The organism is Sphingobacterium sp. MAE (assembly GCF_056711605.1).
In genome coordinates this window covers 2,544,164-2,558,559 of sequence record NZ_CM160044.1, presented here as the reverse complement: position 1 = coordinate 2,558,559, position 14,396 = coordinate 2,544,164, and the positions used below count along the sequence as shown (strand labels likewise).

The following is a 14,396-nucleotide window of genomic DNA, read 5'->3' as shown; positions in this document are numbered from 1 at the left end:
TTCGATTACATATGCTACCAATGATTTGGGCCGATACCAGTTGTTGAGTATCGTACACATCTAAATTTAAGATAAAAAGTTTTAAAATGACACCAGTTTAATGACTTTCTTTCGTCCTCTTATCGCAAAATACTGATTAGCTGATATGCTTACTTGTTATCCAAATTTAGTTTTAGCTTCTTCACGCACACACATGTAGAAGTAGATCAAATTTCCATCTGGATAGCAAAATAAGAACGGCCTATTGCCCACGGTATTGTTGTGGGTACTGGAACAGAGCGCCACGATAATCACAACTTGAAGTGCAGTTTGTAATAGCGGATTTATAGGGATAAATTTTTCCCCTATTGCAGCATTTGGAACATAGGTTTATCTTTGTACGATGTATGAAAGAAAAAATTTACCAAACTTAAATTGCGGTCTGGATTTGATTGGCGAAGTCCTATATGGCAAATGGAAAATCCGCTTGCTCTGGTTTATTCATGAAGGATATCAACGTCCCAGTGAACTGCAACGTAAAATACCCGATGCCACAAGGCGCGTGTTGAATATTCAACTCAAGGAACTTGAAGAACATAAATTAATTACCAAAAAAATCTATCCTATCGTACCACCTAAAGTCGAATACAGTTTAACAGAATTTGGAAAAACACTCATTCCGGTCATCTCTACATTGGGAAACTGGGGCGATGAACATGCCGAAAAATTACGTGAGGTCATTATGCAACGCTTACAACCCGAATGTCCATAACATACATATACTTGAATTGCCTATCTTCCTGATTCGACCGAAAACCCGCCTGAATGAGATCGCCAATTTTTAAGTCAACCTTTGTACCATAAAAATAGGTTTGGGCAAATGACGTTGCCATATGCCAGTTGTTTTGCTCGTTGGTCATCAGTTTATATTTGGCGCTATTCCCTTTTACAACGAGTTGGGTTTACGTTATGGCTGAGCTTCTGCATTTGCAGAACCAAAATACGAATACATCAGCAGCGAAGCAGCTCTTTTTGCTTTACTGTCTGCAGGAACAAGCTTCAGACCCAATTCATCACTTTTGAGTATACCATCAGCTCCCCACGTGATATCTTTACCTGAGCCGTTGACAATGGTACCATCTTCTTTAATCAGCAGTATCACTTTTCCTTCATCGGATAGCAGCTCATCTCCACGTAAATGAACCAGTATCTCCCCTTTGTCAGATTTCAATTCCCCCGATGCGGTGATCGTGCCGAGAAACTCTTCGCCCAGGTAGCACTTTCCTTCTTTATCCATCTGTAAAACAAAATTATTAGATCCACCATCGCTATCCAAAATCTGAAAAGCGTCCAAAATGATAGCGGTTTTTTGAGACTGTTTTCGCTCTTGCTCAACAGCAGCAACAGCATCCTCAGCTGGATGCTTCACAGGGCTACTTTGGCCTGTGCAAGCAAGTAACAAGATCAGCGTTCCGCTTAAGAGTAGTGTCCCCATGATTCAAAATTTTGAGTTAGTGATATCGTATCCGATTATTTAATGTAAGAATAAAAAACGATTAATAGGTCTTTTTCATCAGCTTTTTTTAACTATTCGTTGCGGTACAGCGTTCGGACAATGGTCTGTCGACCGTTAGCCCGAACGCTAAATGACGCAATAGCTATCCAATTGCATAAGCGCATACCGTCAAAGCTGTTCCATCCAATAGGTGAAAGAGCACCTACTTAACCCGTCATGCTATTTTGCAAAAGTTCAGTAATGGGTCTTATTTTCATATTGTGGTTTCCCAGTCTTTCCATGACTTCGCTATTTAAATCTTCTTCAGAAAGGACAAGAAATAGATCTTTTTCAGGAATATCTAGATATTGTACAGCAGAAAAGCTCATTTTGTCTTTCAGTTCATGATAGCGTTTGTCATATTCTCTTACAAATCCAGCAGGTACTTGGTTTGGAGTCAACCAGATCCAACTATCTTTATATTTGCCTCGATAGCTCGCGTATCCGCTGTTAAAATGCTCAGGTGCATCAAATTTTATTTCAAGGATCTGCTCGATCTGTTTAGCATTTTCCTCTATGGAGTTTTCAGTTTGGATCACTAAATCCCCTTCATTGACATCCAGTGTTAACAAGTCTAAAAACTCAGCAAAAGAATTTGCTATTTTTTCCTGATGATCACACTCTATATCGATCCATGCAACCTGCGGTTCCTCTTTATTTTCCCTATAATCCAAACATATGTACCAATGTCCATCTCCATCAAGCGGAACAAGTCCATCCAGTTCAAAACTCACATATTCTTGAGATTCTGTCCAATCAAAGTCCGTCAATGAAGGAAAATAAGGTCCGATACCCATGATCTGTTCCTGAGGGGTTTCCGCAATTTTATAACGGATATAACCGCCATTCTGAATTTTTAGAATTTCTATCAGTTTCGCAGGAAGTTTGTATCCAATTTGCTTCTCCGCTTGTTCCAAAATCTCAGGAGTCAACGCAGGCTGAACATAAGGTAGGTATCTTGGTACACTCCAAATGTTTTTTAATTCACTATTTTTCATATTATTACGCATTAAGATAGGTTTATACTTATGAATTTGGGCGGAAGTGCATCCATAACTCTATTGAACGTTCACAGCAAAAGTCCAATCATCAATTTGTTTATAGAATACATGCCCTATTATTAAAACCAATTTGGTTTACTAATAGTTTCACTTGTTCTGAAATTATTTGATTAAATTTTTTTATTCATTGTACTTCGTCAAAAATCACCCGCAAAGTCCAGATGGTTGCCAATAGGTATGCAAATTTCAAATCTGATATTATAAAATAGGTAACAGTGTGTCATGGGCATGGTTAAGATCCATGACATCTTTTACATACTTTAAACGGAGGCAAATAGAAGTGTTGTTCTTTTCATCATATCTATCATTAAACTTTGCCCAAAGTTCTGTATAAAAAATTAAAAAATCAATAATTTATAAGTAGATTTTACCTCTATGTCCGTCGTTGATCTGTTAACAATCAACACTTTGAGTTTTTTCATCTTCGCTCAAGAGATCTCAGCAAACGAGCAGACAGATGATCTGCACCCTGTCCGGCAATCCTGGGAACAGCAATCTTCCTATGAATAGCAATATGGACTTATAAAACAAGCGTAATTGATCAACTGCCTTAACGCAGTTCGTGGATGTCTAGGTAGGCCGCTTCTGGTCAAAAATGGTTAAAATAAACTTTTTAATTGAAATCGAGTCAATCCTATAAGCTGACTGGGCAAATCAAAGCCAGATCAAAATAAAACATTTACGACAAATCGTTTGTTTTTTAAAATAACAAACGGTTTTCTTCGTTTATCATGATATGATGTATGAACATCAGATTGTGCGTCTGGACGGCTAACAGTTTGGTGTTTTGCATACGGTCTGGCCATCGGTAAGATAGAAAAAGAAGCTGCTTTTTTTACTTCTTATAGCTGTGTATCGAAAATTAACTTGTAATTTTATATCTATGAAACATCCATTATTTATTTACGCTGTCCTAGCGTTAGCCACTTTAGGATCAAGTTGTACGAGTAATAAAAAATTTGCTGCTCTACAAGCAAGTTACACGCAACTACAACAAAGTAATCAAGACCTCAATAGTCGCTTACAGACAACTGAGAGTGATTTAAATGGCTCTAAAATCAGAATTAAGAGTCTGGATGAACAAATTGCTTCTGAAAAAGCAAATGTTGCCTCTTTACAAACGGCCTTAAACAACTGTCTTAATTCCAGCAATCAAGGAAATGTGAATATTTCAAAGCTTGTGGATGAAATCAATTCGTCCAACAAATACATTCAACAGCTTGTCAATAGTAAAAACAAAAGTGATTCACTCAACTTAGTTTTGACCAACAACCTGACCCGTTCCCTAAGCAGAGAAGAAATCAGAGATGTGGATATTCAAGTATTAAAAGGAGTTGTCTATATATCACTTGCTGATAATATGCTTTATAAATCCGGAAGCTATGAGATCTCAGACAAAGCAGGTGAAACATTAGCCAAGATTGCTAAGATTATCACCGATTATAACAGTTACGATGTACTCATAGAAGGTAACACAGATAATGTGCCGATCAGCATGCCGAACATCCGCAATAACTGGGATTTAAGTACGTTGAGAGCTTCTTCAGTGGTGATGGCTTTGCAAAACACCTACGGAGTGGATCCAAAACGTTTAACCGCAGCAGGACGTGGTGAATATAATACAGTCGCTCCAAATGATAACGAAGCTGGAAAGGCAAAAAATAGAAGGACTCAGATCATCATTACGCCTAAGTTAGATCAGTTTATGGAACTTATTGGTAAAGCGCCAGAAACAAGTCTGGACTAAATCACCAATGGTAAACAGTGCTTCACAGTTGTTATGGAACTGCACTCGATCCACCCGATCTGGAATTGATGTACTCCTAGCAGCAGGATTTCAAAAGAAAAAGCTAATCGAAGGATCAGCTTTTCTTGTTTACAGGCATTTACTGTTTCCTACATCAAATGTCTGTTGATCGAGCAGCGATTTAGAAAAACTCCCGTAAAAACAGCGCCATCATTTTATAACTTGGCATACGATGCATAACTTGCAACTGACTTTAAATTTTAGCATCTCAGATGAATGATATAAAAGATAAATTGAGAACGCATATTGAAAAAATGATTAGCCTTACTGATGATGAGTTTTCGTGGATATATGAACATTTCACCTTTCAAGAATTCAAGAAAAATGAGCTGATCTTTGAAGAAGGTCAACCCGTTAAGCATGTCTATTTCGTACTATCAGGATTAGTCGTGCTGAGCTACACCGATCGGGATGCCAAGCAACATCTCATTTCTTTTGCCATGGAGGACTGGTGGGAAACTGATTTCGTTGCCTTTTATTCCAAGAGCAGATCAACATTCGCGTTAAAATGTATTGAAAACACCAAAATGCTGTGCCTCACCTTAGATCATTTTGAGAAGCTATGTGCTACCATTCAAAAAATGGAACATTTTTTTCTTAAAAAATCTATTGCAGGACATATAGGTTCGCAACAACGTATCTTATTATTCCTGACTTCTAGTGCGAAGCAAAGATATGAGCACATGATCACCAACCATCCCGCACTGGTTCAACGTATCCCAAAGTCCATGTTGGCATCCTACCTAGGTGTATCCAGGGAAACATTAAGCCGTATTTTATAATGCTTTTGAAAAAGTGATATTTGTCACACCGTCTTTTACATGTACATCATGATCTTTGTACCATACTTTAATAAAACAATAAAATGGAAAAAAAGATCATTAACCCTTGGACTTGGCAAGATGCTCGAAGTTATGTACAGGCTGTTGAAGTAAAGCATGTGGAAAGTACACTGTATGTATCAGGACAGACCGCAATTGACGAACATGGAATCTGCAGTGCTGAAAATATGCGCACCCAATTGGAAATAACCTTAAAAAATCTTGAAAAAGTAATACAGCAAGCTGACTTCGATCTCTCGAATATCGTTAGGTTAAATATTTATACCACAGATTCTGAAGCATTATTTAACAATTTTGATGTTTTCCAAGCATGGATCAGTCAACACAAGATCAAGCAGACCAGTACCGTACTTGAAGTACCGAAACTATTTGAAACCCTTCAAGTTGAGATGGAAGCTACAGTAGTTAAGTAATTTATCACTAACGATCTACATCACACAGCAGTATCAGATTACGATGTGTACACATAAAAAAAGACCGATCATCAAGAAATGATGAAAGGTCTTTTTTTTAACTGATATTCCTGTTGTCTCCAATAACTAGACTGTTCCAGAAATGAAATGGCCGGGGAAAGACGGATCATTTCCCTTTTTCAATATCGCAACAGGGAAAGACAAGTTCAATTTAACTGATTACCAATTATTGATCGTTCCAGATTTATCAATAATCTGTTTGATAAGCGAATTAAAATGATTGTTTAAACCCGTATAGGCATCTTCAAATCTTACTTTTCCATTATCTTCAAAAAGATATAATTTTGATTTTCCGACTTTTGTCATTCGTAGTGTTACCCATTCATCGCCACTCCAACCACTTGCACCTCTGTAAGTACCTTCCACATATCTTTTAGCTTCAAAATCAGGACTGTTGATCCGAATCTTGCCATCTTTAAAAAGAAAAGTGAGTTTATAGGATAAATCATATTTACGAAGTGTTTTTCCGAGCCCATTAGAAAGTTTTATAGGGAGAACTTCTTCTTCATACGCTGTTATACTGATGCTTTCACCTTCCACGACACTAAGTCCTTTTTGTGGATTTTTATATAGGGTATTAATGGCATTGAGCACATTTTTATACAAATCCATTTGTTTTACATTGGGGACATCCACCACGGTAAAATCGCTGTTGTCATTGGATACAAAACCCTTTTGCGTGAGTTTAAAATACTGAGCAAAACTCAACTGGGCGACCAGTAAAAGTATGGCCATACTGAGTACCTTTTTTATATTCATCATTTTTAAAATTTTCAATCTGCTGTTTTTTCTTCACTCAATGATCGTTCCACATCAGTACATAAACCCCATTTTATTTCAAATTTTACAGAAAAAGATGGAAATTCCAACACAAGGCTGATCATATGGCGATGATCATGCTATCGCAATATCCATCAGTTCCTATCCAGCTTTATGGTTTTCCTTTTGGTGTATGTAAAATTTCCTGCTTCCATGCTGTAGTCAACAGCGGGTACAAGTCTTCATAGCTGAATAAGACCATCGGAGTGATTTGAATGTATTCAACAGGATACCAGTTTTTTACAAACCGCATCAGTGCTTGCTGAGCTTGATCGATCTGTCCTGTCACATGAAAAAGCCTTGCAGCCTGTATATGGATCGTTTCGCTGACTATTTTATCTGCAAACGTTTCATAATAAGCAAGGCTTTCGTCCGTATTTCCGGTCTCCAACATAAATTGGAGCAGATATTCGGCTCCCTGTTCACTCTCAAATGTCAATTTTGGACGATACTGCTTTAATTGTGCCCTAAATTCATCAACTGATTTCCCTTCTTTCACCAGTTGCAGCGGTTTGTTGTCTATGATCAAATCTTTTTCTCCATTCAGTTTCGCTAAATGATTGTTAATTTGATGCCTATAAAAATGGATGCGATGCTCAGGTAAATTTAATTTTTCTTTTTCCTTCAAGAAATTGTTGTAAAACGTTGCAGCTCTCGAAATTTGGCCACCCCTAATTGCTGCATGGGAATAGGCAAAAAAATGTTCGCACAAAATGTTTCCCGCATACCACTGCTCGTCAAAGGGTAAAGCATTTTCATCGTTTGTCATCGCATTTTGGTCGTTGCTATTGAAATAGCTTATCTCAGCATATACCATAGCTTTCTGCGGTTCAAAGCCTTTTATATGCGCTAATTGTTGAAGACCAATTTCAATTTGCCCACTTCTTAACGTGTCCAAAATATCTCGCAATTTTTTCGGTATTTTTACTATGCTCATCGTCGTATATGAATGGTGTTTTATTTTTTATTACATGCTCTTTTCCTAAACGATATTAAAAGTACTCTATTTTTTAAAAAGAATTGTTAATACGATCCATTTACGATGGCATTACCCCTATTATCAATAAAAGCCCTATGACAACCACTTTTTCCGCAACGAACTCAACGCAGCTTGATCGACCAGCTAGCCAGCGCTAGCCCTATACCAAACTAATACGGCTATGAAATTGTTATACCAAGACGAACTTTAGTACTAAAGATAGAATATGCTCACAACGGATAAAGAAAAAAAAGAATCGGGAGATTTTTATAAGGATGCCATACTGCTGTTGCAAGAATGCGATTGTCAATTTATGTTGGGCGGAGCATTTGCCATGTTCCACTATACAGGCATCTTTCGGGACACCAAAGATTTGGATATCTTCTGCAAGAGCAGTGAATACCCTAAAATACTGAAACACTTTGCTGAAAAAGGCTATCAGACAGAGTTAACGGATGTGAGATGGCTTGCAAAAGTATTTCATGGAGATTATTTTATCGATATTATATTCGATACGGTCAACAATATCTGTACCGTGGATGATAGTTGGTATGAACGTGCTCCCAGTGGTCATTTTGCTGACCTACCCGTCCAGTTTATTCCTGTAGAAGAACTCATTTGGTGCAAAATTTATGTGCAAAACCGAGAGCGCCACGACAGTGCAGACATCAACCATATTTTGCTGAAATATGGAAAAAGTGTGGATTGGGAATTGCTTTTAAAACGCTTAGACCCCCATTGGCATCTGCTGCTGGCGCAATTACTTATATTTCAATTTGTGTATCCTGCTGACTATCGGGAGATCATCCCCCAATGGCTGTTCGACGAATTGATGAAAAGAGCTGCAGAGCAATATGAGCTCCCCTCTCCTGTCGAAAAAGTATGTAGAGGTCCGCTCATCGACCAGACCCAATATGAAGTCGATGTAAAGGAATGGAATTATAAATCATATACCATAACGACTATATAATTGATGGAAGAAAGAAAAAAAACAAAAATTGCCGCCATGGCGGATATCCATATTCGGATTTCAGACAAAGGCAAGTTGCGCGATATCTTTGAAGAATTAAATGAAACCGCCGATGTACTGGCGATATGTGGTGATCTGACCGATACGGGTGATGAAGAAGAAGCGGTCGTACTCGGTGAAGAGTTAAAGGCACTTCGCATCCCGGTGGTGGGTGTATTGGGCAATCACGATTACGAAAAAGGTAGGCAAAAGATCATTAAGCAAATATTGACCGATCATCATATGACGATCTTAGATGGCGAATCCATTGTCTTAGCAGATGTTGCTTTTGCAGGAGTAAAAGGATTTGGAGGAGGATTTGATCAATATATGCTGTCTATTTTCGGGGAAGATATGATGAAAGAGTTTGTTCATGAGGCTGTCAATGAATCTTTGCAACTTGACCGTGCACTGACCCGCCTGGAACAGGATTACCCCCATTTACCCAAAGCGGTATTGCTGCATTATGCACCGATTAAAGATACCGTAGTGGGTGAACCCGAGCAATTGTTTCCTTTTCTAGGTTCCTCACATCTGGCAGAACCCCTGACCAGAAGGCAGGTGTCTATTGCCTTTCATGGACATGCACATGGCGGCACACTCAGCGGTCATACGACAAGTGAGATTCCGGTATACAATGTCGCTCTTCCTGTATTAAAACGAGAGCGAGATGGTCAGTCCTATCTGCTAGTTGAGGTATAATATATTCCTGATCAAAAGAGGTACTAGGCCAAACTTTAGATCGCTTACCCGTTTAAATTCTGTCAAGCCATCTGAATACGTTTTTCAAAAAACATATTCAGATGGTTTTCATCGGAAAATCCAAACGCAAAGAGTGGAAACGAATCACCGCAAAACAAAGGTTCTGGCATATCGCAGCCTCTATATAAAACATGGGAAAAGTTTAAGAAAACGACTCGGTCACCTTTTTCCTATGATTAATACCCCAATCTTTTAATGCATAAATCAGTGGTGTCAATGTGTCTGCATATTCTTCCAGCTGGTAGGAGATCTTCACTGGATATTCCTCTATAATATTTCTCCTGAGCAGTTTATGCTGCTCCAGATCCTTGAGTTCTTTTGCCAAAACTTTTGGTGAGATTCCCGGAATACTCTCCTGGATATCTGTGAAACGATCATTACCCACACCAATCGATATGATAATTGGTATTTTCCATTTGCCATTGATCACATCCAAAGTATCTCGTACCGGTTTTATGGTTTCTAAACAATCGCAGTGAACTTTTTTTTGTGCCATTATGTTAATTTTTTACGATACTGCTGTGCGCATCATGTTCATTTAGTTTGTGCTATCATCCGAATTGATTTCGCTCATTACTTCAGCAAACAATTCTGTCGACTTGATTCTATCCTGTATATCATAAATCGTTGATACGACGATCAGTTCATCAACTTGTGTTTGTTCAAGAAATGCTTTGGTCTGTTTTTTAACAGCATCTTTGGTTCCCACAAAAGAATACTTAAGCATCTGATGCACATTTGGATGATGGAAAATATCTTGCAATTCCTCCGTCATTTCTGTTGGTGGTTGCAGCGGTTGAGAATTTCCAGTCAAAATACCCAAAAACATTCTGATCAGTGATGTAAACATTCTTTGTGCTTCTTCATCAGTTTCAGCAATAATCACATTGACCCCCGCAATCGTGTAGGGTTTATCCATCACTTCGGAAGGCTGGAACTCATCGCGATAGATCGTTAATGCGTGCATTAAATGATCGGTGGCAAAGTGACTTGCAAAAGCATAAGGCAATCCTTTTCGGGCTGCTAGATGGGCACTATCTGTACTTGATCCTAAAATGTAAATAGGAACATCGACATCTTCTGCGATCGGAGCTCTTACTTTACCCTTGCTGTTCGTTTTTGAAAAGTAATGTTCAATTTTCTCAATTTCAGAAGGAAAAGAGTGCGCTGCTTTCATAAAGTCCGATCGGATTTCCTGGGCCGTCAGCGTATCCGTACCTGGAGCTCTTCCCAGACCTAAATCAATGCGGTTTGGATAAAGATGAGCAAGAGTTCCAAATTGCTCCGCAATGATCAAAGGAGAATGATTGGGTAGCATAATTCCGCCAGAACCTACTCTTATTTTACTGGTATTTTCGGCTACATAAAGTATCAGCAGCGAAGTTGCACTGCTTCCGACCGAATCCGAATTATGATGTTCCGCAAACCAGTAGCGTTTATAATGATTTGCTTCTGCCACTTGAGCCAGTTCCAGCGAATGCTGTAAAGTCTCTCTAAATGTGCTGCCTTCTGAGACGATGGCGAGCTCTAAAATGGAATGAGCGATATGTTTTTTCATCTTTTTATATTTTTGATATAATTAATCCCTTGATGCTTTTAAAAATTTCTGAATGCTGGTTTTGGAAGTTCGAGGTTTCCACGCAGCGTTGTTTCTTCGTAGTCCGTATGGAAAATTCCTCGTTCTTGTAAAATAGGAACAACCAGTTCGATAAAATCTCGGAGACCGTAGGGATGATCCTGTTTAATGATCAGCATATCCATTATTCCCTGTTCGTACCATTCTTGAATTTCATCAGCTACACTTTCGGCAGACCCTAAAAACAGCGGTGGTGCAATTCGCTGATACCGATTTAGTACAGCAAGCTCCATATATTTCTGATGCGCTTCAGCATCTGTTCTTCCCACGATCGGATTTTGCGAAGTGGCTATAATAAAGCTGTCCTGGTTTCTTTGTTTCTCATCCAATTTTCTTCTCAGCGCCATAGCGGTATGTCTTGTCTCTTCCATCGAAAAACCACCTATAAAAGCACCATCTGTGTACGTCGTAGCAATGTCAACGAATGTTGGCGAGCTTCCTGCGGTGTATAGAACAGGTCTTCCCTGAACAGAACGGCTTATATTCAAAGGACCTTCAACAGAAAAATATTTCCCCCTATAGTTTGTTAAATGCATTTTGTGTGGATTCAAAAAGATTCCATTCTCTTTATCTCTTACAAATGCATCGTCCTCATAGGTGTCCCACAAGTTCCTTATAATTTCTAAAAACTCGATGTGCATGGGATACTGATCTGCTTTCGACAAATGACCTCTACTGAAATTGACCATCCCTCCCGGATTGGAAGTAATGGCATTCAGTGACACTCTTCCGCGGCTTATTTTATCCAAAGACAATGCTTGTCTTGCCATGTTATAGGGGTCGGTATAAGAACTCGAGGCCGTGAATGCAAGTCCTATATTTTTGGTCACCATCGCTAAGGCAGACATAATAGAAACTCCCTCGAACATACTCAGATAATGTGGAATATTCCCGGGACCAACATGACTGACATCAATCAAAAATAAACTTTCAAATTTGGCATCTTCCGCAAGTTTAGCCTGTTGAACGTAAAAGTCTATATTTTCGCCTGCGTCCGATGGCATATCCGGATGTTGCCAAGAGGTATGATTCCATCCAGGTCCATCAATTATCGCAGCGAGCTTCAATTTTTTTGTATTACCCATATTCCTTCGTGATTAAATTAAAGGAGTGATCTCTACTCGATATTTCCGAAGTATCGATCGTACCATTTTTTACACCTTACAAAATTACAGTAAATCTACTAACCAAAATATAGTAGTTACCTAAAGGAAAGTGAAATTTATTTTCATCAGTAAATCGTGCTTTTGGGAGTTTAAAACCACAAATCAGCTTTCCTTAAGGAAAGTACGATACAATTTATCGTGATATAAATATAAATTGCACTGTACCATACAGGCTAACGAATCAGTTTTGAATAGTAAACAGCAGATCGCCTGAATGGTAGTCCATCAATTTTTAACATCATCAGCATATGAAAATAGCAATAATAGGTACGGGTGCAATAGGCGGAACAATTGCAAAAAAAATGTCTGCTGCAGGACACCAAGTCAAAGTAAATAACACCGGCAACATCGATAAATTGAATGCCCTTGCTCAGGAGTTAGGTGCAACAGCTGCTCATCAGAAAGAAGTGGTGAAGGATGTAGATGTGATTATTTTAGCGATACCCACCATAGCCATACCCACATTACCCAAAGATCTGTTCGCGGAGGTACCACAAAATGTCATTGTGGTCGATACCTCCAACTATTATCCGTTTCGTGATGCGGATATGGAAGAAATCAAAAATGGCCAGGTAGAGAGTGTCTGGGTATCTGAACAATTGGGACGACCTGTGATAAAAGCTTTCAATAACTTACTGGCGGAAACACTTGCCAGTGGTGGAAAAAAACCTGGTGATGATGACCGAATTGCCATGGCTATAGCCGGTGATGATGCCGAAGCAAAAAAGGTAATAGCCGGATTAGTTGATCATGCCGGTTATGATACCGTTGACTCGGGAACACTTTCAGAATCCTGGAGGCACCAGCCCGGAACTCCGGCATATTGTACCGAATTGAATGCAGCAGAACTGAGACAGGCATTGGCAGATGGCGTGAAAGATGATGCGCCCATTCTGAGAGATAAAGCCATAGCCGAGCTTTCAGCAATGTCGTCCTATCCTTCCCATCCAGAGGTTGTTAAATTCAATCGAGCATTATTCGCTTGAGAAAATATAGCAATCATTTTATAACTTCCTATACGATGCATAATGTGCAGGTGACATTAGATTTTATAAGCTCACATAAATGCTATAAGAGATATTGGAAAATGTAGGTGATGATCAAGATCTACTACATACTGTTACTTTAGATGATATGAGTTATACAACTATAATACAACGCATAATACATCTACTCTTGAATAAAAACACCTTTTCAGCTACGAGCTGAAAAGGTGTTTTGTGATTTAATTCCCTTTGAAAAAGGATCCATTTTACATCTACCAAATGTACGTCCTTACCTGCATTCCTAAAATGATTAAAAATAACCAATTCATAATCAATGCCAATTTCTAACTTTGTGAGCGGTGATATCACATCTAACTATTACCTAACTATCATAAAACCAAAAAACAAAGCATAATTTTAAACCATTATAACACCGAACAATTATGAACATAAAAATTCAGCACTTTTTGCCGCTACTCTTTTTTTTCGTAGCCTGTAAATCAGATCAGACAACTGGTGACGCGACAAATTCTTTTTTACCCCTGCAAATTGGAAACTATTGGAAGATTGACCCTCAAAATTATACAGAAATACAAGATACACTCCGAATAGATGGTAAATTGTATTATAAGTTTTACTCCTTAGTGGGTGGTGATGCCGTTTCAACAGCTTATCTTCGAATCGATGAAAACGGTAAATTAAAGGAATCTTGGCCAGATGCTACTGATAAAGAGTATACCCGTGCTCAGTTCAACAGCAATGTTGGTGATAGTTTCTACACGCTTAATGACACGACCACAAATGATTATAAAGTTACTGTGGTTGAAAAAACCGATGAAAAAATTACTTTTTCTTTTGATATGGTTAATCATGACAATTTGAAAGGTAAACCACATCAGGTAACTTACATCAAAGGAATAGGTTTAGATGATAATTGGAAAAGCATTAAGATTGATGGGAAAATTATAAAATAAGATTTTTTTGGTATGCGTAAAATACGGAGATTGTTACCTTAAAGACAAGCCTTTAAAATTTAAACCAAGAACGGTTTTCCGTTGAAGGTCCATTGCTTTGAATGTTGGAATGGTTTTTATTTTTGAAATATACCGGCCACAATTAAAGAAAAGATATTACGTAAGATCGCGGCCAGACGAATAGCTATTTTAAAAGCCGTCTAATCCTGGTGGGCCTGCTGCCATTGAGCAGGCCTTCTGTACAGAATTGGATGCAGCAGAATTGAAACAGGCATTGGCCGATGACGTGAAACAAAATGTCTTACAGCTACTTGTGTGGATCATTTCGCTGACTATTTTATCTGCAAA

The 14,396-nt window shown here is 38.5% G+C and carries 16 protein-coding genes; 8 read left to right on the top strand and 8 right to left on the bottom strand.

What is annotated here, in order from left to right:
• The first annotated feature begins 427 nt into the window (after positions 1-427).
• On the top strand, positions 428-751 hold the full coding sequence (locus AC06G9_RS10795; protein WP_260949522.1) for a winged helix-turn-helix transcriptional regulator: 324 nt from the start codon (positions 428-430) through the stop codon (positions 749-751).
• Here AC06G9_RS10795 and AC06G9_RS10790 read toward each other — a convergent pair.
• From AC06G9_RS10790 to AC06G9_RS10780, 3 genes are all read right to left on the bottom strand, one after another.
• Positions 720-872: an NAD(+)--rifampin ADP-ribosyltransferase gene (locus AC06G9_RS10790; RefSeq protein WP_480958135.1), complete on the bottom strand. Its 153-nt coding sequence runs from the start codon at positions 870-872 to the stop codon at positions 720-722. The genes AC06G9_RS10795 and AC06G9_RS10790 overlap by 32 nt on opposite strands.
• A gap of 74 nt (positions 873-946) precedes the next feature.
• Positions 947-1,474, bottom strand: coding sequence for a hypothetical protein (locus AC06G9_RS10785; RefSeq protein WP_480958134.1), 528 nt, complete (start codon positions 1,472-1,474; stop codon positions 947-949).
• Positions 1,475-1,701: 227 nt separating this feature from the next.
• A complete protein-coding gene (locus AC06G9_RS10780; protein WP_480958133.1) occupies positions 1,702-2,532 on the bottom strand; it encodes an SMI1/KNR4 family protein in 831 nt (276 codons plus the stop codon).
• Positions 2,533-3,478: 946 nt separating this feature from the next.
• On the opposite strand from AC06G9_RS10780, the gene AC06G9_RS10775 reads away from it, so the two are divergent.
• The 3 genes from AC06G9_RS10775 to AC06G9_RS10765 all read left to right on the top strand — a co-directional run bounded on the left by AC06G9_RS10775 (position 3,479) and on the right by AC06G9_RS10765 (position 5,657).
• Positions 3,479-4,342, top strand: coding sequence for an OmpA/MotB family protein (locus AC06G9_RS10775; RefSeq protein WP_480958132.1), 864 nt, complete (start codon positions 3,479-3,481; stop codon positions 4,340-4,342).
• 272 nt (positions 4,343-4,614) lie between these two features.
• Positions 4,615-5,184 (top strand): Crp/Fnr family transcriptional regulator, encoded by a 570-nt coding sequence (locus AC06G9_RS10770; RefSeq protein WP_260949525.1) that lies wholly within the window; start codon positions 4,615-4,617, stop codon positions 5,182-5,184.
• An 83-nt stretch (positions 5,185-5,267) separates the two neighbouring features.
• A complete protein-coding gene (locus AC06G9_RS10765; protein WP_260949526.1) occupies positions 5,268-5,657 on the top strand; it encodes a RidA family protein in 390 nt (129 codons plus the stop codon).
• Positions 5,658-5,876: 219 nt separating this feature from the next.
• Here AC06G9_RS10765 and AC06G9_RS10760 read toward each other — a convergent pair whose 3' ends face one another.
• Positions 5,877-6,479 carry a DUF4468 domain-containing protein gene (locus AC06G9_RS10760; protein ID WP_480958131.1) on the bottom strand — a complete coding sequence of 201 codons (603 nt, stop codon included), beginning with the start codon at positions 6,477-6,479 and terminating at the stop codon, positions 5,877-5,879.
• A 169-nt stretch (positions 6,480-6,648) separates the two neighbouring features.
• Complete coding sequence (locus AC06G9_RS10755; RefSeq protein ID WP_480958130.1) at positions 6,649-7,473, bottom strand: hypothetical protein; 825 nt, start codon at positions 7,471-7,473, stop codon at positions 6,649-6,651.
• 268 nt (positions 7,474-7,741) lie between these two features.
• Here AC06G9_RS10755 and AC06G9_RS10750 point away from each other — a divergent pair, with 268 nt between their 5' ends.
• Together AC06G9_RS10750 and AC06G9_RS10745 are read left to right on the top strand one after the other, a co-directional pair.
• On the top strand, positions 7,742-8,485 hold the full coding sequence (locus AC06G9_RS10750; protein WP_260949529.1) for a nucleotidyltransferase: 744 nt from the start codon (positions 7,742-7,744) through the stop codon (positions 8,483-8,485).
• Between the two features lie 3 nt (positions 8,486-8,488).
• Positions 8,489-9,226, top strand: coding sequence for a metallophosphoesterase family protein (locus AC06G9_RS10745; RefSeq protein WP_346573147.1), 738 nt, complete (start codon positions 8,489-8,491; stop codon positions 9,224-9,226).
• A 202-nt stretch (positions 9,227-9,428) separates the two neighbouring features.
• Here the strand turns inward: AC06G9_RS10745 and AC06G9_RS10740 are convergent, their stop codons facing one another.
• From AC06G9_RS10740 to AC06G9_RS10730, 3 genes are read right to left on the bottom strand one after another with little or no spacing between them, the layout of a single operon-like run.
• Positions 9,429-9,782: a winged helix-turn-helix transcriptional regulator gene (locus tag AC06G9_RS10740; RefSeq protein ID WP_045756272.1), complete on the bottom strand. Its 354-nt coding sequence runs from the start codon at positions 9,780-9,782 to the stop codon at positions 9,429-9,431.
• Between the two features lie 42 nt (positions 9,783-9,824).
• Positions 9,825-10,844 (bottom strand): LLM class flavin-dependent oxidoreductase, encoded by a 1,020-nt coding sequence (locus tag AC06G9_RS10735; protein WP_480958129.1) that lies wholly within the window; start codon positions 10,842-10,844, stop codon positions 9,825-9,827.
• Positions 10,845-10,882: 38 nt separating this feature from the next.
• Positions 10,883-12,007, bottom strand: a complete 1,125-nt coding sequence (locus AC06G9_RS10730) for an LLM class flavin-dependent oxidoreductase (protein WP_045756274.1) — start codon at positions 12,005-12,007, stop codon at positions 10,883-10,885.
• A 329-nt stretch (positions 12,008-12,336) separates the two neighbouring features.
• On the opposite strand from AC06G9_RS10730, the gene AC06G9_RS10725 reads away from it, so the two are divergent.
• Both AC06G9_RS10725 and AC06G9_RS10720 read left to right on the top strand, forming a co-directional pair.
• Complete coding sequence (locus AC06G9_RS10725; RefSeq protein WP_480958128.1) at positions 12,337-13,074, top strand: NADPH-dependent F420 reductase; 738 nt, start codon at positions 12,337-12,339, stop codon at positions 13,072-13,074.
• Between the two features lie 443 nt (positions 13,075-13,517).
• Positions 13,518-14,048 (top strand): hypothetical protein, encoded by a 531-nt coding sequence (locus AC06G9_RS10720; protein WP_480958127.1) that lies wholly within the window; start codon positions 13,518-13,520, stop codon positions 14,046-14,048.
• Positions 14,049-14,396: the final 348 nt, after the last annotated feature.